The following is a 20,335-nucleotide window of genomic DNA, read 5'->3' as shown; positions in this document are numbered from 1 at the left end:
CTTCAATGGTTTGTTGATGTCGAGATTCTCTGAGTCGAGGCAAGGTGGCGCAGGGTGCCACCCCGTTCACTCAAGGTGGCCCAGGTCCGCCTCGGTGTCGATGTCATAGGCCTCGGCCACGTCGGAACACTCCACCAGCGTGACCTCCCGCGCGTGTTCCCGCAGGTAGGTGCGGGCTCCCTGGTCGCCGGAGGCGCTCTGCGCGATGCCGGCCCAGTGCGCGGCGCCGAACAGCACGGGATGCCCGCGCACGCCGTCGTAGGAGGCCGCGACGAGCGAGTCCTCGTCGCGGTGGGCGGCCCGCACCCGGGCCATCGCGGCGGCGCCGATCCCCGGCTGGTCGACGAGCGTGACGAGGGCGGCCCGCGCCCCGGTGGCGCCGAGCGACTCCAGCCCGGCCCGCAGGGACGAACCCATCCCCTGTTCCCACTCCGGGTTCTCCACCAGCACGCACCCGGCGAGCTCCGCGCGCTCGCGTACGGCGCCGGCGCTCGCCCCCAGCACCACGTGCACGCGCGTGCAGCCGGCCGCGCGCAGCGCCGCGACGGCGTGCTCCACCAGAGGCCGCCCGCGATGCGTCAGCAGGGCCTTGGGGCGCCCGCCGAGCCGGCGTCCGCCACCCGCGGCGAGCACGAGTCCGGCGACGGGGTCCTCGATCGGTTCGCTCATACGTCCTGCATACCTGACGCCGCGTCAATCCCGGGGCGCCCGGCAGGGCGGAATTTCGCGTCGATCGCTGGCGGACCGCGCACGGGGTGGCGTTTACTGACCCGCGAACCGCCGGGAGCGGGCGGGCGAGGGGGAGGACTGTGTTGCGGAGCTTAGGGCAGAGACCGGTGACCGACAGCGGCGAGGACCCCAGAGTGACCGGCCTGCGGACGGCCGTGTCCCGCCTGCGCCGCGAACTGGCCGCCCACCCGGCCGACTTCCCCGACCGCGCCATCGCCGAGGACGAACTGGCTGCCCTGGCCGCGATGACGACCTACGGCATCCCCGAGATCCCCCGCATGCGCAGCTCCCTGCTGCTGATCGCGGGCGCGATCGGCTCGGTGAGCGCGTTGGCGAGGGGCCTGGCGGAGGTGAGGGACGCGGTGGAACTGTTCGGCGGACCTGGGGGGAATTAGGGGCGCGGGGGCTGCGCGAGCAACCACGAATCACTGGTGGCCGCGATCGCGCAGGAGCACCCCCCCGCAGAGGGCGAAAAATCAGGCCCCAGAACTCACAAGCGCCTGAGACAGCTCCGCGGCGACCTGCTGCAGCACCGGCACGATCCGCTCGGTGACCTCCTCGGTCACCCGCCCCGCAGGCCCGGAGATGGAGATGGCCGCCGCGGTGGGAGAGTCCGGCACGGACACCGCGAGGCACCGCACCCCGATCTCCTGCTCGTTGTCGTCCACGGCGTACCCCATCCGCCGCACATCCTCCAGCGCGGCGAGGAACCCCTCGGGCGTGGTGATGGTCTTCTCCGTCGCGGCCGGCATCCCGGTACGGGCCAGCAGCGCCCGCACCTCCTCCGCAGGCGTGTACGCCAGCAGCGCCTTGCCCACGCCGGTGGAGTGCGGCAGCACCCGGCGCCCGACCTCGGTGAACATCCGCATGGAGTGCTTGGACGGCACCTGCGCCACGTACACGATCTCGTCGCCGTCCAGCAGCGCCATGTTCGCCGTCTCACCGGTCTCCTCGACCAGCCGGGCGAGGTAGGGCCGGGCCCAGGTGCCGAGCAGCCGGGACGCCGACTCCCCGAGGCGGATCAGCCGCGGCCCGAGCGCGTACCGGCGGTTCGACTGCTGACGGACGTATCCGCAGGCCACGAGGGTGCGCATGAGGCGGTGGATGGTCGGCAGCGGCAGCCCGCTGCTGGCCGAGAGCTCGCTCAGCCCGACCTCACCGCCGGCGTCCGCCATCCGCTCCAGGAGGTCGAAGGCGCGCTCGAGGGACTGGACCCCGCCGGTGGCGGATTTGGCGGAGTCGGTGGTGCTGGCGCTGGACGTCGGCACGGCGCGTTCCTTTCGGGGCTGGCGGGAGGGCAGAAGCCTACCCGGCACTCGGTTGACTCCCCGCTTGTGCGTAGCTACGTTCTGCGTGACGGAATTGTATTTCCGCTTTGTGGAAACGTCCAGGAGGGGCGCTTCCGGGTGCACTGTGGAGAAGTGTGCTCTTGACGACGCTCTGGCGGGAGTGAAGACTCCCTCAACAGCAGCTTCAACAGAACGTTGAATTCCGTTACGCCGATGTGAACGCGGACGGGATCCGACGCGGCAGAGAGGGGTCCGGGTGTCCGACGCTGAACTGGTGCTGCGCTCGACGCGCGTCATCACGCCCGAGGGGACGCGCGCGGCGTCCGTCGCGGTGGCCGACGGCCGGATCACCGCCGTACTGCCGTACGGCGCGCCCGTACCGGCCGGTGCCCGGCTGGAGGACCTCGGCGACCACGTCCTGCTGCCCGGGCTGGTCGACACGCACGTGCACGTCAACGACCCCGGCCGCACCGAGTGGGAGGGCTTCTGGACCGCCACGCGCGCGGCGGCGGCCGGCGGCATCACGACCCTGGTCGACATGCCGCTCAACTCCCTGCCCCCGACCACGACCGTGGAGAACCTGCGGGTGAAGCAGGACGTGGCCCGGGAGAAGGCGCACATCGACGTCGGCTTCTGGGGCGGTGCTCTGCCCGACAACGTCAAGGACCTGCGTCCGCTGCACGAGTCCGGCGTCTTCGGCTTCAAGGCGTTCCTGTCGCCGTCCGGCGTGGAGGAGTTCCCGCACCTGGACCAGGACCAGCTCGCCCAGTCCCTCGCCGAGATCGCCTCCTTCGACGGACTGCTGATCGTGCACGCCGAGGACCCGCACCACCTGGCGGCGGCCCCGCAGCACGGCGGCCCCAAGTACGCCGACTTCCTCGCCAGCCGGCCGCGCGACGCCGAGGACACCGCCATCGCCCAGCTGATCGCCCAGGCGAAGCGGCTGAACGCGCGCGTGCACGTCCTGCACCTGTCCTCCTCCGACGCGCTGCCGCTGATCGCCGAGGCCAGGGCCGAGGGCGTCCGCATCACGGTCGAGACCTGCCCGCACTACCTCACCCTGACCGCCGAGGAAGTCCCCGACGGCGCGAGCGAGTTCAAGTGCTGCCCGCCCATCCGCGAGGGCGCCAACCGGGACCTGCTGTGGCAGGCCCTCGCGGACGGCACCATCGACTGCGTGGTCACCGACCACTCGCCCTCCACGGTCGACCTGAAGACCGAGGACTTCGCCACCGCGTGGGGCGGCATCTCCGGCCTCCAGCTCAGCCTGGCCGCCGTATGGACCGAGGCCCGCGAGCGCGGGTACGGCCTGGAGGACGTGGTGCGCTGGATGTCCGCGCGCACCTCCGAACTGGCGGGTCTGACGCAGAAGGGCGCCATCGAGGCCGGCCGGGACGCCGACTTCGCCGTCCTCGCCCCGGACGAGACCTTCACCGTCGACCCGGCCGCCCTCCAGCACCGCAACCGCGTCACCGCGTACGCCGGGAAGACGCTGTACGGCGTCGTGAAGTCCACCTGGCTGCGGGGCGAGCGCATCGTCGCCGACGGCGAGTTCACCGAGCCGAAGGGCCGCCTCCTCACCCGCGCCCACTGAACCCACCCATCGAGCTTCGAAAGGCAGACCTGATCACTGTGACGGCGATACCCAGCTTCACCGGCGACGCGAACCCCTACGGAGGCGGCGACCCGTACGCGGACTACCGCACCGCCGACTTCCCCTTCACCCAGTACGCCAACCTCGCCGACCGGCAGCTCGGGGCCGGGGTCATCGCCGCCAACGACGAGTTCTTCGCCCAGCGGGAGAACCTGCTGGTGCCCGAGCGCGCCGAGTTCGACCCGGAGCACTTCGGCCACAAGGGCAAGATCATGGACGGCTGGGAGACCCGGCGCCGCCGCGGTGTCTCCGCCGAGCACCCGTGGCCGACCGCCGAGGACCACGACTGGGCGCTGGTCCGGCTCGGCGCGCCCGGCGTGATCCGCGGCATCGTCGTCGACACCGCCCACTTCCGCGGCAACTACCCGCAGGCCGTGTCCATCGAGGGCACCTCGGTACCGGGTTCCCCCTCGCCGGAGGAGCTGCTGGGCGACGACGTCAAGTGGACGACCCTCGTCCCGCGCACCGCGGTCGGCGGCCACGCGGCCAACGGCTTCGCCGTATCCGCGGAGCAGCGCTTCACCCACCTGCGCGTCAACCAGCACCCCGACGGCGGCATCGCCCGCCTGCGCGTGTACGGCGAGGTCGTGCCCGACCCCGCCTGGCTGTCGGTGCTGGGAACCTTCGACGTGGTCGCGCTGGAGAACGGCGGCCAGGTCGAGGACGCCTCCAACCTCTTCTACTCTCCGGCCACCAACACCATCCAGCCGGGCCGCTCCCGCAAGATGGACGACGGCTGGGAGACCCGGCGCCGCCGCGACCAGGGCAACGACTGGATCCGCTACCGCCTGGTCGCCCAGTCGCAGATCCGGGCCGTCGAGATCGACACGGCCTACCTGAAGGGCAACAGCGCCGGCTGGGCGTCCGTCTCCGTCAAGGACGGCGAGGACGGCGAGTGGACCGAGGTCGTCCCGCGCACCCGCCTCCAGCCCGACACCAACCACCGCTTCGTCCTGCCGGCCCCCGCCGTCGGCACCCACGCGCGCGTGGACATCTTCCCGGACGGTGGCATCTCCCGCCTGCGCCTGTTCGGCTCCCTGACGGACTCCGGCACGAACGCCCTGGCGGCCCGCCACCAGGAGCTCGGCGGCTGAGTCCGCGGATGGCTGCGGGGCGCACCGGCCTGGACAGCACTGGTGCGCCCCGCCTCTTTTCAGGGCCTCCGCGTCGAGCGGCTCACGCGGCGTGGCCGCCGTCGACCGAGAACTCGGCGCCCGTGACGTATGCGGCGTCCGGTCCGGCCAGGTAGGTCACCATCGCCGCCACCTCGTCGGCGGTGCCGAAGCGGCCGAGCGCGGTCATGGCGGCCTGGCCGGCCGCGTACGGCCCGTCGGCCGGGTTCATGTCGGTGTCGGTCGGGCCCGGGTGCACCACGTTCGCGGTGATCCCGCGCGGGCCGAGCTCGCGCGCGAGCGCCTTGGTGAGACCGGTCAGGGCCGCCTTGCCGGTCGTGTACAGCGTTCCGCCGGGCCCGGGCACCCGCTGGGTCATGCAGGTGCCGATCGTGATGATCCGCCCGCCGTCCGGCATCCGCGCGGCGGCCGCCTGACAGGCCAGGAACACCCCGCGCACATTCACCGCGAGGACCCGGTCCACGTCGGCGAGGCCGAGGTCGGCCAGCGGCCCGAGGACGCCCAGGCCCGCGTTGTTCACCAGCACGTCGAACCGGCCCAGGGCGTCGGCCGCCCCGTGCACGGCCCCGGCCGCCTCCGCCGCGTCCCCGGCGTCCGCCCGCAGCGCCACCGCCCGGCGCCCCAGCGCCTCGATCGCCCGTACGACGTCGTCCGCCGTGTCCTTGCCGTTCACATAGGTCAGCGCCACATCGGCCCCGGCCCGGGCCAGCCGCAGCGCGGTCGCCGCGCCGATGCCCCGGCTGCCGCCGGTGACGAGGGCCACCTTGCCGTTCAGGGGGGTGTCGGTGCTGGTCAGGGGTGCTTCGTTCGTCGTTGTCATACGTCCATCTCAGCGGCCCGAGGCCAGGAAGGCTGGCGGCGATCGGACATCGACTCCAGGGGGCACGCCGCCCGACCTCAGAGAGTCCGAGGGGCGCGGAACTCGCACATCCGGCGGCGCGTTCTCCCCACGTGACTCTTCAGCAAGAAATCGTCGGCAACGCCATGCAGATGGCGGTCGTGAACCTCGCCCCGGGCCAGACCGTGTACTGCGAGGCGGGCAAGTTCCTGTTCAAGACGTCGAACGTGACGATGGAGACCCGTCTGACGGGCCCGTCGAACGAGGCGGGGCAGCAGAGCGGCGGCTCGGGATCCTCCGGAGGTATGGGCGGCCTGCTGCGCCAGGCGATGGGCACCGCGATGCAGGTCGGCCAGCGCGTGCTGGCGGGCGAGTCCCTGGCCTTCCAGTACTTCACCTCGCAGAGCGGCGAGGGCACGGTCGCCTTCGCGGGCGTGCTCCCGGGCGAGATGCGGGCGCTGGAGCTGGACGGCACGCGCGCGTGGTTCGCCGAGAAGGACGCCTTCGTCGCCGCCGAGTCGACCGTCGACTTCGGCATCGCCTTCCAGGGCGGCCGCACCGGCATGAAGGGCGGCGAGGGCTTCATCCTGGAGAAGTTCACCGGCCGCGGCACCGTGATCATCGCCGGCGCGGGCAACTTCATCGACCTCAACCCCGCCGACTTCGGCGGCCGGATCGAGGTCGACACCGGCTGCGTCGTCGCCTTCGAGGAGGGCATCCAGTACGGCGTCCAGCGCGTGGGCGGCCTCAACCGCCAGGGCGTGATGAACGCCGTGCTCGGCGGCGAGGGCCTGTCCCTGGCCACGCTCGAGGGCAACGGCCGCGTGATCCTGCAGTCCCTCACCATCGAGGGCCTGGCCAACGCCCTGAAGAAGGCCCAGGGCGGGGACAAGCAGGGCCCGACGGGAGGCCTCTTCTCGACGAACGCGGGGTGATCGGCGCGAGCGACCGATGAGTTGCGGGTGCCGGCGGGGTCTGCCCTGATGAACAGCAGACCCCGCACCCGGAAGAAGGCGCTCGCCATGGGCAAGCTCGTCTCTCAGATCTTCGTCACCCTCGACGGCGTCTACCAGGCGCCCGGCGGTCCCGAGGAGGACACCCGCGACGGCTTCGAACAGGGCGGCTGGACCGTGCCGTACGCCGACGACGACTTCGGCGGCTTCGTCACCGAGGTCTTCAGCCGCCCGGCCGCGTTCCTCCTCGGCCGCCACACCTACGACATCTTCGCCTCCTACTGGCCGAAGATGACCGACCCGGCCGACCCGATCGCGGGCCCGCTGAACAGCCTGCCGAAGTACGTCGCCTCCTCGACGCTCGCCGACGACCCCGGCTGGGCCGGCACCACCGTCCTGCGCGGCGACCTCGCCAAGGAGGTCACCTCCCTGAAGGAGCGCACCGAGGGCGAGATCCAGATCCACGGCAGCGGCGCCCTCGTCGCCTCCCTCCTCGACCTCGGCCTCGTCGACACCCTCCACCTCCTCACCTTCCCGGTCGTCCTCGGCGCCGGCCGCCGCCTCTTCCAGCAGGGCGCCGTCCCGACGGCCTTCCGCCACACAGCGGGCCGCGTCACCTCGACGGGTGTCACCATCCAGACCTACGACCGTGCGGGCACCCCGACCTACGGCTCGTACGCGCTGCCCGAGGAGGCCTGAGGCCGCGTCCGTCCACCGGAAAGGCCTGGCCGAAAGATCACCGGCCCCGGTACGGTGACCCTCCCCGTGCGAGCCGCCGCCGTCTCCACGCATGCCTACTCACTGGAGTCGGGAAGGACGACCGCCCGTCGGCACGGGAAGGGCGTCCGCCCGCTGGAGACCGGGAGCCGCAGCCGCCGTGTCGACGATCGCCGTACCCCGCCCCCTTGCGCCCCGCCGCGCCTGGCTCACCGATCTGCCGCTGCTGCTGGTCGCGGCCGTCTGGGGCGGGAGCTACCTCGCCGCCAAGGACATCACCACCGCGCGCACGGTCCTGGCCGTGCTGGTGCTGAGGTTCGCCCTCGTCCTGCCGGCGCTGGTGCTCGCCTCCTGGCGGGGCCTGCGCGCGCTCGGGCCCGCGCAGTGGCGCGGCGCCGGACTGCTCGGCCTGATCCTGAGCGGCATCTTCCTGCTGGAGACGTACGGTGTCGTGCACACGTCGGCGACCAACGCGGGCCTGATCATCAGCCTCACCATGATCTTCACCCCGCTCGCCGAGGCCGCCGTCACCCGCACCCGCCCCGCGCGGGCCTTCCTCGGCGCGGCGGCCCTCTCCGTGCTCGGCGTCGTCCTGCTGACCCAGGGCGGCGGCTTCACCCGCCCCGCCGCCGGGGACCTGCTGATGCTGCTCGCCGCCCTCGCGCGGACCGTGCACGTGCTGGTCATGGCGCGGCTGAAGCACGTACAGAAAGCGGGCGCGCTGCCGCTGACGACGGTCCAGCTCGGCACCGCGGTCGTGGTGTTCGCACTGCTGTCGACCGGGTCGGACACCACCCCGTGGGCCACCGCGGCCGACTTCGGGGCGCGGGAGTGGGCCGGGCTGTTGTTCCTGTCGGCCCTGTGCACGCTGTTCGCCTTCTTCGTGCAGATGTGGGCCGTGCGCCGCACCTCCCCGTCCCGGGTCAGCCTGCTGCTCGGCACCGAGCCGCTGTGGGCGGCCGCGGCCGGCATCGCCCTGGGCGGCGAACGGCTCGGCGCGCTCGGTCTGCTGGGCGGGGCACTGGTGCTCGTGGGGACGGCGTGGGGGCGCCGGTCGGCAGGTTAACTCCCCGAAAACTCAGGGGACGAGCCGGGAAATTCTGCCTACTTGTCATTGACATGCCACGCTCTACGCGCGTCATCATGACGTCATGAGATTCCCCCCACGAATCACCCGCCTCGGCGCCGCCGCGGCTCTTGTGTCCGCCGTCCTCGTGGGCGGCACCGTCTCCGCCACCGCCGCCACCGCCGCCCCCACAGCGGTCGGCAGCATCTGCTACGGCGACCTGCCCTCCCAGGCGTACGACACCCTGCGCCTGATCGAGCAGGGCGGACCCTTCCCGTACTCCCAGGACGGCTCCGTCTTCTACAACCGCGAGGGCGTCCTGCCCTCGCACACGACCGGCTACTACCACGAGTACACGGTGAAGACCCCCAACGTCTCCACCCGTGGCGCCCGCCGGATCGTCACCGGGCAGGACTACCAGGAGGACTACTACACCGCGGACCACTACGCGACGTTCGACCTGATCGACTACGACTGCTGACCGCGCGAGGACGCCGGAGCCCGGGTGGCGTTCACCCGGGCTTCCGGCTCTCCGCTGCGGCGAACAGCGCGAACGCCAGCACGACCAGGGCGACACTCGCGTAGATCTCGTAGCCGTCGAGGAACCCGAGTCGCCGCACCAGGCCCACGTCCCAGTGGACCCACTCGTGCAGCAGACCGAGGACGCCCTGCACCAGGGCGAGCAAGCCGAGCACTTCCAGCACCTGTTTCATGCACCCGACTCTCGCCCCGCGGACCCCCCACGCACATCGGCCGCGGGGCGAGACACCACCGACGGAAGTCGCCGGTCACGGACGGTCGTGGCGCCGAAGGACGGCGATCGTGCGACTTAAGTCGACGCCCGCCCGCGCGGGGCGGTGACGGGGGCCGCGCCTGCGTAGATTTGGTCACCGTGAAGGGTGACGGTACGCAGACCACGGGGCCGACGGGGCCGGCGTTCGAGGGACGCCGGTGGCTGTTCCCGTCCGCCGTCATCCATGAGCTGGACCCCGACGCCGTACGGCCGGGACGCCGCCCCCGCCGCACCGCGCGCGACTGGCTCGTCGACTTCAGCTGCTTCCTGCTGGCCGTCGGCATCGGCCTGCTGGCCGCCGACGGCCTGCCCGACGAGCATCTGCCCCGGGGCATCGCCGCCCTCGACCAGTGGCTCGGCGCCCTGGCCTGCGCCGCGGTGTGGCTGCGCCGGCGGTGGCCGGTCGGCCTGGCCGTCGCCCTGCTCCCCGTCGGACTGCTGTCGGCCACTTCCGGCGGCGCCTGCCTGATCGCCGTCTTCACCCTCGCCGTGCACCGGCCCTTCCGCTACGTCGCCTGGATCGGCGGCGCCAGTCTCGCGTTGCAGCCGCTCTACTACTGGCTGCGGCCCGAGCCGGGCCTGCCGTATCTGGTGGCCGTGGCGTTCAGCCTGGTGATCACGGTCGCGGTCATCAGCTGCGGTCTGCTCGTACGCTCCAAGCGGCAGCTCATGCTGAGCCTGCGCGACCGGGCCCGCCGGGCCGAGACCGAGGCGCGGCTGCGGGCCGAGCAGGCCCAGCGCCTCGCGCGGGAGGCCATCGCCCGGGAGATGCACGACGTGCTCGCGCACCGGCTGACCCTGCTCAGCGTGCACGCCGGGGCGCTGGAGTTCCGCCCGGACGCGCCCCGTGACGAGGTCGCCCGCGCGGCCGGCGTCATCCGGGAGAGCGCGCACGACGCCCTGCAGGACCTGCGCGAGATCATCGGCGTGCTGCGGGCGGGCGAGCCCGACGAGAACGGGCGCCCCCAGCCGACGCTGGCCGCGCTGGACACGCTCGTCGCCGAGTCCCGGGAAGCGGGCATGAAGGTCACGCTCGCCCAGCAGATCACCGACCCGTCCGCCGTGCCCGCCTCCGTCGGCCGCACCGCCTACCGGATCGCCCAGGAGTGCCTCACCAACGCCCGCAAGCACGCCCCCGGCACCGAGGTCACCGTCACCGTCACGGGCACCCCGGGCGACGGCCTGACCGTCGTCGTCCGCAACCCCGCCCCCGACGGCGAGGTCCCGCCCGTCCCCGGCTCCGGGCAGGGACTCATCGGCCTCACGGAACGCGCCACGCTGGCGGGCGGCCGCCTGGAGCACGGACCCACGGCACAGGGCGGCTTCGAGGTGCGGGGGTGGCTGCCGTGGGGGTGAGCCGTGCGGCCCTTGTCGTGGTGCGAGGGCGTGTCCCCAGGGGGCGGGGGCACGGTGCGGCGGGGTTTGCTCAAAGGGGCGGCGTTGCGGTGGGACGGCGGGTCCCCAAGGGGGGCGGGCGTTGCGGTGCGGTGGTGTGTCCTCAAGGGGGCGGGCGTTGCGGTGCGGTGGTGTGTCCTCAAGGGGGCGGGCGTTGCGGTGCGGTGGTGTGTCCTCAAGGGGGCGGGCGTTGCGGTGCGGTGGTGTGTCCTCAAGGGGGCGGGCGTTGCGGTGCGGTGGTGTGTCCTCAAGGGGGCGGGCGTTGCGGTGCGATGGCGGGTCCCCAAGGGGGGGCGTTACAGTGCGACGGCGTTCCTCAAGGGCGTGGGCATCACGGTGCGACGGTGTCCCAAGGGCGCGGGGCTGCTGCGCGAGCGATCCCGCACGACCCGCACCCACGCAGTGGATCCCGTTCAGCCGCGCCGACTCCGCACGCACCGCCGCGCGGCCGTGATTTCGTAGCCCCATGACCGCTATCAAGGTGCTCCTCGTCGACGACGACCCCCTGGTGCGCACCGGGCTGTCCTTCATGATGGGCGGCTCCCCGGACATCGAGATCGTGGGCGAGGCCGCCGACGGCACCGAGGTCGAGGCGCTGGTGGAGCGCACCCGCCCGGACGTCGTCCTGATGGACATCCGGATGCCGGCCATGGACGGCCTGACCGCGACCGAGCGGCTGCGCGGCCGCGAAGGCGCCCCGCAGGTGGTCGTCCTGACGACCTTCCACGCCGACGAACAGGTGCTGCGCGCCCTGCGCGCGGGTGCCGCCGGGTTCGTCCTGAAGGACACCCCGCCCGCCGAGATCGTCGCCGCGGTCCGCAAGGTCGCGGCCGGCGACCCCGTCCTGTCGCCCACCGTCACCCGGCAGTTGATGGCCCACGCGGCCGGTCACACGGCCGGCTCCGCCGCCGACACCCGGCGCGCACGCGCGCGTGACCGCATCGCCCAGCTCAACGACCGCGAGCGCGAGGTCGCCGTCGCCGTCGGCCACGGCCGGTCCAACGCCGAGATCGCCGCGGGCCTGTTCATGAGCGTCGCCACCGTCAAGACGCACGTCTCCCGCATTCTCGCCAAGCTCGACCTCAACAACCGCGTCCAGATCGCCCTCCTCGCCTACGACGCGGGCCTGACGGAGACCGAGGAAGATCGGCGGAGCGGGCACTGACGCGGACTCCCGTGCGTTGTGCGGGGTGAGGACGAAAGAGGTCACAAGGGGGTGGGTCCATGACCGAGGTGATCGACCTGGGGCAGTACGGGGACGCGTTCCGCACCGACCCGCACCCGGTCTACGCCGAGCTGCGCGCCCGCGGGCCGGTGCACCGGGTGCGGCCACCGGGCGCGGGACCCGAGCACGAGACCTGGCTGGTCGTCGGCTACGAGGAGGCGCGCGCGGCGCTCGCCGACCCCCGGCTGGCCAAGGACCCCGCCAAGCTCGGCATGACGTTCCTCGACGAGGAGCACATCGGCAAGTATCTGCTGAGCGTCGACCCGCCCGACCACACCCGCCTGCGCTCCCTGGTCACCCGCGCCTTCACCCCGCGCCGCGTCGAGCAACTGCGCCCGCGCGTGCAGCAGATCACCGACGAGCTGCTCGACGCGATGCTGCCGCACGGCCGCGCCGACCTCGTCGAGTCCTTCGCCTTCCCGCTGCCCATCACCGTCATCTGCGAGCTGCTCGGCGTGCCCGAGATGGACCGTGCCGCCTTCCGCAAGATATCGACCGAGGTCGTGGCCCCCAGCAGTTCCGGCAGCGAGTACGACGCGGTGGTGCGCCTCGCCGAGTACCTCACCGAGCTCATCGCGGACAAGCAGAACAGCGGCCCGAGCGACGACCTGCTCAGCGACCTGATCCGCACCACCGCCGAGGACGGCGACCGGCTCTCCGTGGGCGAACTGCGCGGCATGGCCTATCTGCTGCTCATCGCCGGCCACGAGACGACCGTCAACCTCATCGCCAACGGCGTGCACGCCCTGCTCACCCACCCCGGTCAACTGGCCGCCCTGCGCGCCGACATGGGCCTGCTCGACGGCGCGATCGAGGAGATGCTGCGCTGGGAGGGCCCGGTGGAGGCGGCCACGTTCCGGTTCGCGGCCGAGCCGATGGAGATCGCCGGGGTGCCGATAGCGCAGGGGGAGTCGGTGCTGGTCGGCCTCACCGCCGCCGACCGCGACCCGGAGCGCTACGCCGACCCGGACCGCTTCGACATACGCCGCGACCCGCGCGGCCATGTCGCCTTCGGCCACGGCATCCACTTCTGCCTCGGCGCCCCGCTGGCCCGCCTGGAGGGCCGTACGGCGATACGGTCCCTGCTGGAGCGCGCCCCGGACCTCGCCCTGGACGGCCCGTCCGGCGACTGGCTGCCGGGCATGCTGATGCGCGGCATGCGCAGCCTGCCCGTGCGCTGGTGAGTGCGCCGACGAGTGCGCCGGCGATCACCTTCCCCATGACCCCCAAGGAGTCCCACAGCATGACCGCACCCTCCCTTCCCGCGGAGCTGGACCTGGACACGGCCCGACAGGCCCTGGCCGCCCAGCCGTTCAGCAGACTCCTCGGCACCCGGATCAGCGCCTTCGGCGACGGAGAGGCGGTCCTGGAGCTGGACATCCGCGAGGAACTCCACCAGCAGAACGGCTTCGTGCACGGCGGCGTCCTGTCCTACGCCGCGGACAACGCGATCACCTTCGCCGCGGGCAGCGCCCTCGGCCCGGCTGTCCTGACCTCCGGCTTCTCCATCCAGTACGTCCGCCCGGCGCTCGGACACACCCTGCGGGCGACCGCGCAGGTCGTGCACTCCGGCCGCCGCCAGGCCGTCGTCCGCTGCGACCTGCTGACGCTCGCGGAGGACGGCAAGGAAACACTGTGCGCGGTGGCCCAGGGCACGGTGCTGTCGGCCGGGACGTCGTCGTGAGCGGGGGCCGAGCCGGGGGCGTGTGAGGCAAGGCCGGGGGCGTGTGAGGCACGGCCGCGGCCTTGTGAGGGCAAGGTCGGCGCACCGGACGCGGCCGGACCGGGGACTCAGGCCCCCAGGTCCCGCCCGCCCGGGATCTCGCCCAGCCTCACCGGTCTTCGCTCGCGCCGCGACAGCTCGCAGGCCTCGGCGATCCGCAGGGCCTGCAAGGCCTCGCGGCCGTCGCAGGGGTTGGCCCGCTCGCCGCGCACCACCTCGATGAACGCGGCGAGCTCGGCCTCGTAGGCGGGCCCGAAGCGCTCCAGGAAGCCGGTCCAGGGCTTGGACGCGGCGGGCGGCCCGGTCGGCTCGGTGGAGGCGATCGGCGTACGGTCGTCCAGGCCGACGGTGATCTGGTCCCGCTCACCGGCCAGTTCCATACGGACGTCGTAGCCGGCGCCGTTCAGCCGGGTCGCCGTCGCGCTGGCCAGGGTGCCGTCGTCCAGGGTGAGCACCACCGCGGCCGTGTCGATGTCACCGGCCTCGCGGAACATCCCGGGCCCGGCGTCTGACCCCGCCGCGAACACATCGACGACCTCATGGCCGGTCACCCAGCGCACGGCGTCGAAGTCATGGATGAGGGTGTCCCGGTACAGCCCGCCCGACAGCGGCAGATAGGCGGCGGGCGGCGGCGCCTGGTCGGAGGTGATGGCCCGCACGGTGTGCAGCCGCCCCAGGCGCCCGGACCGTACGGCCTCGCGCGCACCGGTGTAGCCGATGTCGAAGCGCCGCTGGAACCCCATCTGCAGCGCGGTCCCGGCCGTCTCCACCTCGGAGATCGCCTGCAGGGTGCCCGGCAGATCCAGCGCGATGGGCTTCTCGCAGAACACCGGCAGGCCCGAACGGGCGGCCCGCCCGATCAGCTCGGCGTGCGCGGAGGTCGCCGCCGTGATCACCACCGCGTCCACGCCCCACTTGAAGATCTCGTCCACACCGGGTGCCGCCGTCTCGCCCAGCCGGTGCGCCAGCTCCTGCGCCCGTACGGGATCCACGTCCGTGAGGATCAGGGACCCGACGTCACGATGACGGCTCAGCGTGTTGGCATGGAAGGTGCCGATGCGGCCCGTACCGATGACCCCGATGCGCATGGAATCAAGGTGAGGGCGGACCGGCCATCTGTCAATCCGTATGTCCGGACAACCGGACTACACAACTTCCCGTCAACCCGTCACGGAGCTACGCTCGGGCCGTGCCGAAACCAGAAGTTGACCCGACCGTGCGACTCGAGCTCAGTGTGGACCGGAGCTCGCCGGTGCCGTTGTACTTCCAGCTGTCCCAGCAGCTGGAGGCCGCCATCGAGCACGGAACGCTCACCCCAGGCAGCCTGCTGGGCAACGAGATCGACCTCGCCGCCCGGCTGGGGCTGTCCCGTCCCACGGTCCGCCAGGCCATCCAGTCCCTGGTCGACAAGGGCCTGCTGGTACGCCGCCGCGGGGTCGGCACCCAGGTCGTGCACAGCCAGGTCAAGCGCCCGCTGGAACTCAGCAGCCTCTACGACGACCTGGAGGCGGCAGGCCAGCGCCCCGCGACGAAGGTCCTGGTCAACACGCTCGTCCCGGCCTCGCCGGAGATCGCGGCGGCCCTCGGCGTCCCGGAGGGGAGCGACGTGCACCGCGTGGAACGCCTGCGTCTGGCCCACGGCGAGCCGATGGCGTACCTCTGCAACCACCTGCCGACCGGCCTGCTGGACCTGGACACCGACCATCTGGAGTCCACCGGCCTCTACCGCCTGATGCGCGCCGCCGGCATCACCCTGCACAGCGCCCGCCAGTCCATCGGCGCCCGTGCCGCCACCGCCCCCGAGGCGGAGCGCCTCTCCGAGCCCGAGGGCGCCCCCCTCCTCACCATGCAGCGCACCACCTTCGACGACACCGGCCGCCCCGTCGAGCACGGCAACCACACCTACCGCGCCACGCGGTACTCCTTCGAGTTCCAGCTCCTCGTGCGCCCCTGAGCCCCGCTCGGCCATCGATTTCCCGCCACTTCCCCGCCCCTTTCCCCGCCACTGCACGTCGCAATGTCCGGACAATGCGACCGACTCGCGCTCCCCGGTCGCGACGGGCACGATCCCTGTGTTCGATACTGGGGCGTTTGGGGTCGGCGGGATCGCCGGCTCCGCGTACGGCAGAACACGGCAAGAAGGGCACGGCCTCGTGGCACGGTTTCGGACCTGGGCAGGGATCGCGTTGGCGGGGGCACTCAGCGTGTCCCTGGTGGCGTGCAGCAGCACCGGCGGCAAGCGCGCCGAGGACGCCCGCAAGGCCGCGGCCGAACGGGGCAGGGCGGCGGTGTCCACTCCCCGCTGGACCTTCGCGATGATCACCCACTCGGGCGATGGCGACACCTTCTGGGACATCGTCCAGAGCGGCGCCAAGGAGGCCGCCGCCAAGGACAACATCAACTTCCTGTACTCCCACGACGACGAGGCGCAGCAGCAGGCCCAGCTCGTGGACGCGGCCGTCGACAAGAAGGTCGACGGCATCATCGTCACCCTCGCCAAGCCCGACGCCATGAAGGCCGCCGTGGCCCGTGCCGTGAAGGCCGGCATCCCGGTGATCACCGTCAACTCCGGCTCCGCCGAGTCCAAGGCCTTCGGCGCCCTCACCCACATCGGCCAGGACGAGACCATCGCCGGCCAGGCCGTCGGCGAGGAGCTCAACGCGCGCGGCCGCAAGAAGGCCGTCTGCGTCCTGCACGAACAGGGCAACGTCGGCCACGAACAGCGCTGCGCCGGCGTGAAGGAGACCTTCGACGGCGACGTCCAGAACCTCTACGTCACCGGCACCAACATGCCCGACGTGCAGTCCGCGATCGAGGCCAAGCTCCAGGCCGACAAGGACATCGACGCGGTCGTCACCCTCGGCGCCCCCTTCGCCGACACCGCCGTGAAGGCCAAGCAGGACGCCGGCAGCGACGCCGAGATCGACACCTTCGACCTCAACGCCAAGGTCGCCGCCGGCCTCAAGGACGGCACCCTCGGCTTCGCCGTCGACCAGCAGCCCTACCTCCAGGGCTACCAGGCCATCGACCTGCTCTGGCTCTACCGCTACAACGCCGACGTGCTCGGCGGCGGCAAGCCGGTCCTGACCGGCCCGCAGATCATCACCAAGGACCAGGCGTCCGCGCTCGAGGAGTACACGAAGCGGGGCACCCGATGAGCGCCACGACCACCGACGAACGGCTGCTGCACACCTCGCCGCTGAAGAAGCTGCTCGGCCGCCCCGAGCTCGGCTCGGTCGTCGGCGCCATCGCCGTCTTCGTCTTCTTCGCGATCGCCGCCGACAGCTTCCTGCAGGCCTCCAGCCTCAGCACCGTCCTGTACGCGTCCTCGACCATCGGCATCATGGCCGTCCCGGTGGCGCTGCTGATGATCGGCGGCGAGTTCGACCTGTCCGCGGGCGTCCTCGTCACGTCCTCCGCGCTGATCTCGTCGATGTTCAGCTACCAGATGACCGCGAACGTCTGGGTCGGCGTCGGCGTCTCCCTGGTCGCCACCCTCGCCATCGGCGCGTTCAACGGCTTCATGCTCACCCGCACCAAGCTGCCCAGCTTCATCATCACGCTGGGCACCTTCCTGATGCTGACCGGCATGAACCTCGGCTTCACCAAGCTGATCGACGGCACGGTCTCCACCAAGACGATCGCCGACATGGAGGGCTTCCCCACGGCCCGCGACGTCTTCGCCTCCACACTCACCATCGGCGACGTCGACTTCAAGGTCACCATCCTGTGGTGGTTCGGCCTGGTCGCCGTCGCCTCCTGGATCCTGCTGCGCACCCGTATGGGCAACTGGATCTTCGCGGTCGGCGGCAACAGGGACGCGGCCCGCGCGGTCGGCGTCCCCGTGAACAAGACCAAGATCGGCCTCTACATGGGCGTCGCCTTCGGCGCCTGGATCGCCGGCCAGCACCTGCTCTTCTCGTTCGACGTCGTCCAGTCCGGCGAGGGCGTGGGCAACGAGCTGATCTACATCATCGCGGCCGTCATCGGCGGCTGCCTGATCACCGGCGGCTACGGCAGCGCGGTCGGCTCGGCGGTCGGCGCGTTCATCTTCGGCATGACCAGCAAGGGCATCGTCTTCGCCGAGTGGAACCCGGACTGGTTCAAGTTCTTCCTCGGAGCGATGCTGCTCCTCGCGACCCTGCTCAACGCCTGGGTCCGCAAGCGCGCGGAGGCCACCAAGTGACACTCGTCGAGCTGACCGACGTCAGCAAGCACTACGGCAACATCCGCGCCCTCGAAGGCGTCTCCCTGGAGGTAAACGCCGGGGAGATCACCTGCGTCCTCGGCGACAACGGCGCGGGCAAGTCCACCCTCATCAAGATCATCGCGGGTCTGCACCAGCACGACGGCGGCACCCTGCGCCTCGACGGCGAGGAGACGAAGCTCTCCTCCCCGCGCGAGGCCCTGGACCGCGGCATCGCCACCGTCTACCAGGACCTCGCGGTCGTCCCCCTCATGCCGGTCTGGCGCAACTTCTTCCTCGGCTCCGAGCCGCGCAAGGGCGTCGGCCCCTTCAAGCGCATGGACATCGACCACATGCGCCGCACCACCCACGCCGAACTCCTGCGCATGGGCATCGACCTCCGCGACGTCGACCAGCCCATCGGCACCCTCTCCGGCGGCGAACGCCAGTGCGTCGCCATCGCGCGCGCGGTCCACTTCGGCGCGAAGGTCCTGATCCTGGACGAGCCCACAGCCGCCCTGGGCGTGAAGCAGTCGGGTGTAGTCCTGAAATATGTGGCCGCAGCCCGCGACGAGGGCCTGGGTGTTGTGTTGATCACCCATAACCCCCACCACGCGTACCTGGTGGGAGACCGCTTCGTCCTCCTGAAGAGGGGCACGATGGTGGGCAACTACACCCGCGACCAGATCACCCTCGACGAGCTGACACAGCAGATGGCAGGCGGCTCGGACCTCGACGCTCTACGCCACGAACTGCAACGTGGTTAGGGGCGCGGGGAACTGCGCGATCAACCACAAACAACCAGCAGACGCCGTATGAGACGAGCCACCCCATTGCTGTTGCGTACGCCGCGCAGCGCACCCGTACGGCAGAATCGCACCTGATGAGCACCTACCGCGACCTCACCGCCCCCATCGGCTCCCGCCGCGCGCCCGTACTGCGCACGGTCGGCACCAGGGAACGCCGCTCACACCTGACGGCACCCCGCGTGCCGACCGTGGGCATCGACATCGGCGGCACCAAGGTGATGGCGGGCGTGGTCGACGCCGACGGCAACATCCTGGAGAAGGTCCGCACCGAGACCCCGGACAAGTCCAAGAGCCCCAAGGTCGTCGAGGACACCATCGTCGAGCTCGTCCTGGACCTGTCCGACCGGCACGACGTGCACGCCGTCGGCATCGGCGCCGCAGGCTGGGTCGACGCCGACCGCAACCGCGTCCTCTTCGCCCCGCACCTGTCCTGGCGCAACGAGCCGCTGCGCGACCGCATCGCCGGACGCCTCGCGGTCCCCGTCCTCGTCGACAACGACGCGAACACCGCCGCCTGGGCCGAGTGGCGCTTCGGCGCCGGCCGCGGCGAGGACCACCTGGTCATGATCACCCTCGGCACCGGCATCGGCGGCGCGATCCTGGAGGACGGCCAGGTCAAGCGCGGCAAGTACGGCGTCGCCGGCGAGTTCGGCCATATGCAGGTCGTGCCCGGCGGCCACCGCTGCCCGTGCGGCAACCGCGGCTGCTGGGAGCAGTACAGCTCAGGAAACGCACTGGTCAGAGAGGCCAAGGAACTGGCCGCGGCCGACTCCCCGGTGGCGTACGGGATCATCGAGCACGTCAAGGGGCAGGTCGGCGACATCTCCGGCCCGATGATCACCGAGCTGGCCCGCGAGGGCGACGCCATGTGCATCGAGCTGCTCCAGGACATCGGCCAGTGGCTCGGCGTCGGCATCGCCAACCTCGCGGCCGCCCTCGACCCCTCCTGCTTCGTGATCGGCGGCGGCGTCTCGGCCGCCGACGACCTGCTGATCGGCCCCGCGCGGGAGGCGTTCAAGCGACACCTCACCGGCCGCGGCTACCGCCCCGAGGCCCGGATCGTGCGCGCCCAGCTCGGCCCCGAGGCCGGCATGGTCGGCGCCGCCGACCTCGCCCGCCTCGTCGCGCGCCGCTTCCGGCGCGCCAAGCGCCGCCGCGTGGAGCGGTACGAGCGCTACGAGCGGTTCGCCGCCACCCGCCGCTCCGAGGAGTCGCTGTGACGGGCTCTCTGCCGCACCAGCCCGGCCCGCCCGAGGACGACCGGGCCCACGACACGGAGGACCGCCGCCACATGCGCCGCCGACGGGCGCTCACCCTGCTGATCATCGTGCTGCTCATCGGCATCCCGGCCGGCTACCTGATGATCTCCGCCGCACAGAGCCGCGACAGCGGCAAGGACAAGGAGGCGCGCTACTCGGCGCGCGGCCTGACCGAGGACTGGCCCTCCAAGGTCCAGCGCCGCCTCTACCAGGTGCCCATCCCGCACCCGTCCGTCAAGGTCGCCCACTACGAGACGAACAACTGGAAGACCAGCCGTCTCTACGTCCAGTTCCAGGCGCCCAATGTCAACCTCGACGAGTTCCTGCGGAACATGGGCGCCAGCCGGGCCCAGCTCAAGCGCGGCGACATCACCATCAGCGCCCGCGACCAGCGGATCACCGGCTGGGACTTCAGCGGGCCCGGAGCCTGGTACGGCCTCGTCCACGAGCAGAAGAAGCCCGCGCCCACGCAGGACGTGATGGTGAACCTGTCGGAGCCGAACAACCCGTTCGTGTACGTCGTCTCTCGTACGACGCCCTGACCGGACGGTCCCGGACCGGTCCCG

At 71.8% G+C, this 20,335-nt stretch carries 22 protein-coding genes; 17 read left to right on the top strand and 5 right to left on the bottom strand.

The window, feature by feature from the left end; genetic code table 11:
• Positions 1–66: 66 nt before the first annotated feature.
• Positions 67–669: a nucleotidyltransferase family protein gene (locus RKD23_RS08450; RefSeq protein WP_424853101.1), complete on the bottom strand. Its 603-nt coding sequence runs from the start codon at positions 667–669 to the stop codon at positions 67–69.
• 167 nt (positions 670–836) lie between these two features.
• On the opposite strand from RKD23_RS08450, the gene RKD23_RS08445 reads away from it, so the two are divergent.
• Entirely contained in the window at positions 837–1,124 is a 288-nt protein-coding gene (locus RKD23_RS08445) for a DUF5955 family protein (RefSeq protein WP_424853100.1), read from the top strand.
• An 81-nt stretch (positions 1,125–1,205) separates the two neighbouring features.
• Here RKD23_RS08445 and RKD23_RS08440 read toward each other — a convergent pair whose 3' ends face one another.
• Positions 1,206–1,997 (bottom strand): IclR family transcriptional regulator, encoded by a 792-nt coding sequence (locus tag RKD23_RS08440; protein WP_404032578.1) that lies wholly within the window; start codon positions 1,995–1,997, stop codon positions 1,206–1,208.
• Between the two features lie 277 nt (positions 1,998–2,274).
• Between RKD23_RS08440 and allB the strand changes: the two genes are divergently transcribed.
• Both allB and alc read left to right on the top strand, forming a co-directional pair.
• On the top strand, positions 2,275–3,612 hold the full coding sequence (gene allB, locus RKD23_RS08435; protein ID WP_424853099.1) for an allantoinase AllB: 1,338 nt from the start codon (positions 2,275–2,277) through the stop codon (positions 3,610–3,612).
• Positions 3,613–3,650: 38 nt separating this feature from the next.
• Entirely contained in the window at positions 3,651–4,766 is a 1,116-nt protein-coding gene (gene alc / locus RKD23_RS08430; RefSeq protein WP_424853098.1) for an allantoicase, read from the top strand.
• 82 nt (positions 4,767–4,848) lie between these two features.
• On the opposite strand, the gene RKD23_RS08425 is transcribed toward alc, so the two are convergent.
• Positions 4,849–5,625 carry an SDR family oxidoreductase gene (locus RKD23_RS08425; protein WP_424853097.1) on the bottom strand — a complete coding sequence of 259 codons (777 nt, stop codon included), beginning with the start codon at positions 5,623–5,625 and terminating at the stop codon, positions 4,849–4,851.
• 131 nt (positions 5,626–5,756) lie between these two features.
• On the opposite strand from RKD23_RS08425, the gene RKD23_RS08420 reads away from it, so the two are divergent.
• From RKD23_RS08420 to RKD23_RS08405, 4 genes are all read left to right on the top strand, one after another.
• Entirely contained in the window at positions 5,757–6,578 is an 822-nt protein-coding gene (locus RKD23_RS08420) for an AIM24 family protein (RefSeq protein WP_424853096.1), read from the top strand.
• A gap of 87 nt (positions 6,579–6,665) precedes the next feature.
• Positions 6,666–7,295, top strand: a complete 630-nt coding sequence (locus tag RKD23_RS08415; protein ID WP_424858197.1) for a dihydrofolate reductase family protein — start codon at positions 6,666–6,668, stop codon at positions 7,293–7,295.
• 178 nt (positions 7,296–7,473) lie between these two features.
• Positions 7,474–8,379 (top strand): DMT family transporter, encoded by a 906-nt coding sequence (locus tag RKD23_RS08410; protein WP_424853095.1) that lies wholly within the window; start codon positions 7,474–7,476, stop codon positions 8,377–8,379.
• 85 nt (positions 8,380–8,464) lie between these two features.
• Positions 8,465–8,860 (top strand): ribonuclease domain-containing protein, encoded by a 396-nt coding sequence (locus RKD23_RS08405; protein WP_424853094.1) that lies wholly within the window; start codon positions 8,465–8,467, stop codon positions 8,858–8,860.
• Positions 8,861–8,891: 31 nt separating this feature from the next.
• On the opposite strand, the gene RKD23_RS08400 is transcribed toward RKD23_RS08405, so the two are convergent.
• Positions 8,892–9,092 carry a hypothetical protein gene (locus tag RKD23_RS08400; protein WP_404032559.1) on the bottom strand — a complete coding sequence of 67 codons (201 nt, stop codon included), beginning with the start codon at positions 9,090–9,092 and terminating at the stop codon, positions 8,892–8,894.
• A 179-nt stretch (positions 9,093–9,271) separates the two neighbouring features.
• On the opposite strand from RKD23_RS08400, the gene RKD23_RS08395 reads away from it, so the two are divergent.
• The 4 genes from RKD23_RS08395 (at position 9,272) to RKD23_RS08380 (ending at position 13,476) form a co-directional block, all read left to right on the top strand.
• Positions 9,272–10,528 (top strand): sensor histidine kinase, encoded by a 1,257-nt coding sequence (locus RKD23_RS08395; RefSeq protein WP_424853093.1) that lies wholly within the window; start codon positions 9,272–9,274, stop codon positions 10,526–10,528.
• A gap of 505 nt (positions 10,529–11,033) precedes the next feature.
• Positions 11,034–11,732 carry a response regulator transcription factor gene (locus RKD23_RS08390; RefSeq protein WP_424853092.1) on the top strand — a complete coding sequence of 233 codons (699 nt, stop codon included), beginning with the start codon at positions 11,034–11,036 and terminating at the stop codon, positions 11,730–11,732.
• Between the two features lie 59 nt (positions 11,733–11,791).
• Positions 11,792–12,976: a cytochrome P450 family protein gene (locus tag RKD23_RS08385; protein WP_424853091.1), complete on the top strand. Its 1,185-nt coding sequence runs from the start codon at positions 11,792–11,794 to the stop codon at positions 12,974–12,976.
• Positions 12,977–13,035: 59 nt separating this feature from the next.
• Positions 13,036–13,476 (top strand): PaaI family thioesterase, encoded by a 441-nt coding sequence (locus RKD23_RS08380; protein ID WP_424853090.1) that lies wholly within the window; start codon positions 13,036–13,038, stop codon positions 13,474–13,476.
• A 107-nt stretch (positions 13,477–13,583) separates the two neighbouring features.
• On the opposite strand, the gene RKD23_RS08375 is transcribed toward RKD23_RS08380, so the two are convergent.
• On the bottom strand, positions 13,584–14,603 hold the full coding sequence (locus RKD23_RS08375) for a Gfo/Idh/MocA family oxidoreductase (protein WP_424853089.1): 1,020 nt from the start codon (positions 14,601–14,603) through the stop codon (positions 13,584–13,586).
• 128 nt (positions 14,604–14,731) lie between these two features.
• Here RKD23_RS08375 and RKD23_RS08370 point away from each other — a divergent pair, with 128 nt between their 5' ends.
• The 6 genes from RKD23_RS08370 (at position 14,732) to RKD23_RS08345 (ending at position 20,311) form a co-directional block, all read left to right on the top strand.
• Positions 14,732–15,469, top strand: a complete 738-nt coding sequence (locus RKD23_RS08370) for a GntR family transcriptional regulator (RefSeq protein WP_424853088.1) — start codon at positions 14,732–14,734, stop codon at positions 15,467–15,469.
• Between the two features lie 199 nt (positions 15,470–15,668).
• Positions 15,669–16,673, top strand: a complete 1,005-nt coding sequence (locus tag RKD23_RS08365) for a sugar ABC transporter substrate-binding protein (RefSeq protein ID WP_424853087.1) — start codon at positions 15,669–15,671, stop codon at positions 16,671–16,673.
• A complete protein-coding gene (locus RKD23_RS08360; RefSeq protein ID WP_424853086.1) occupies positions 16,670–17,701 on the top strand; it encodes an ABC transporter permease in 1,032 nt (343 codons plus the stop codon). The genes RKD23_RS08365 and RKD23_RS08360 overlap by 4 nt, the downstream gene beginning before the upstream one ends.
• Positions 17,698–18,468, top strand: coding sequence for an ATP-binding cassette domain-containing protein (locus RKD23_RS08355; protein WP_424853085.1), 771 nt, complete (start codon positions 17,698–17,700; stop codon positions 18,466–18,468). Before RKD23_RS08360 ends, RKD23_RS08355 begins: the two co-directional genes overlap by 4 nt.
• Positions 18,469–18,584: 116 nt before the next feature.
• Complete coding sequence (locus RKD23_RS08350) at positions 18,585–19,730, top strand: ROK family glucokinase (protein WP_424853084.1); 1,146 nt, start codon at positions 18,585–18,587, stop codon at positions 19,728–19,730.
• Positions 19,727–20,311 carry a sugar kinase gene (locus RKD23_RS08345; RefSeq protein ID WP_404032527.1) on the top strand — a complete coding sequence of 195 codons (585 nt, stop codon included), beginning with the start codon at positions 19,727–19,729 and terminating at the stop codon, positions 20,309–20,311. The genes RKD23_RS08350 and RKD23_RS08345 overlap by 4 nt, the downstream gene beginning before the upstream one ends.
• Positions 20,312–20,335 lie beyond the last annotated feature (24 nt).

The organism is Streptomyces sp. SAI-170 (genome assembly GCF_049739565.1).
Taxonomy (GTDB): Bacteria; Actinomycetota; Actinomycetes; order Streptomycetales; family Streptomycetaceae; genus Streptomyces.
The sequence above is the reverse complement of the archived record's forward strand: the minus strand, read 5'-3'. Positions and strand labels throughout refer to the sequence as shown.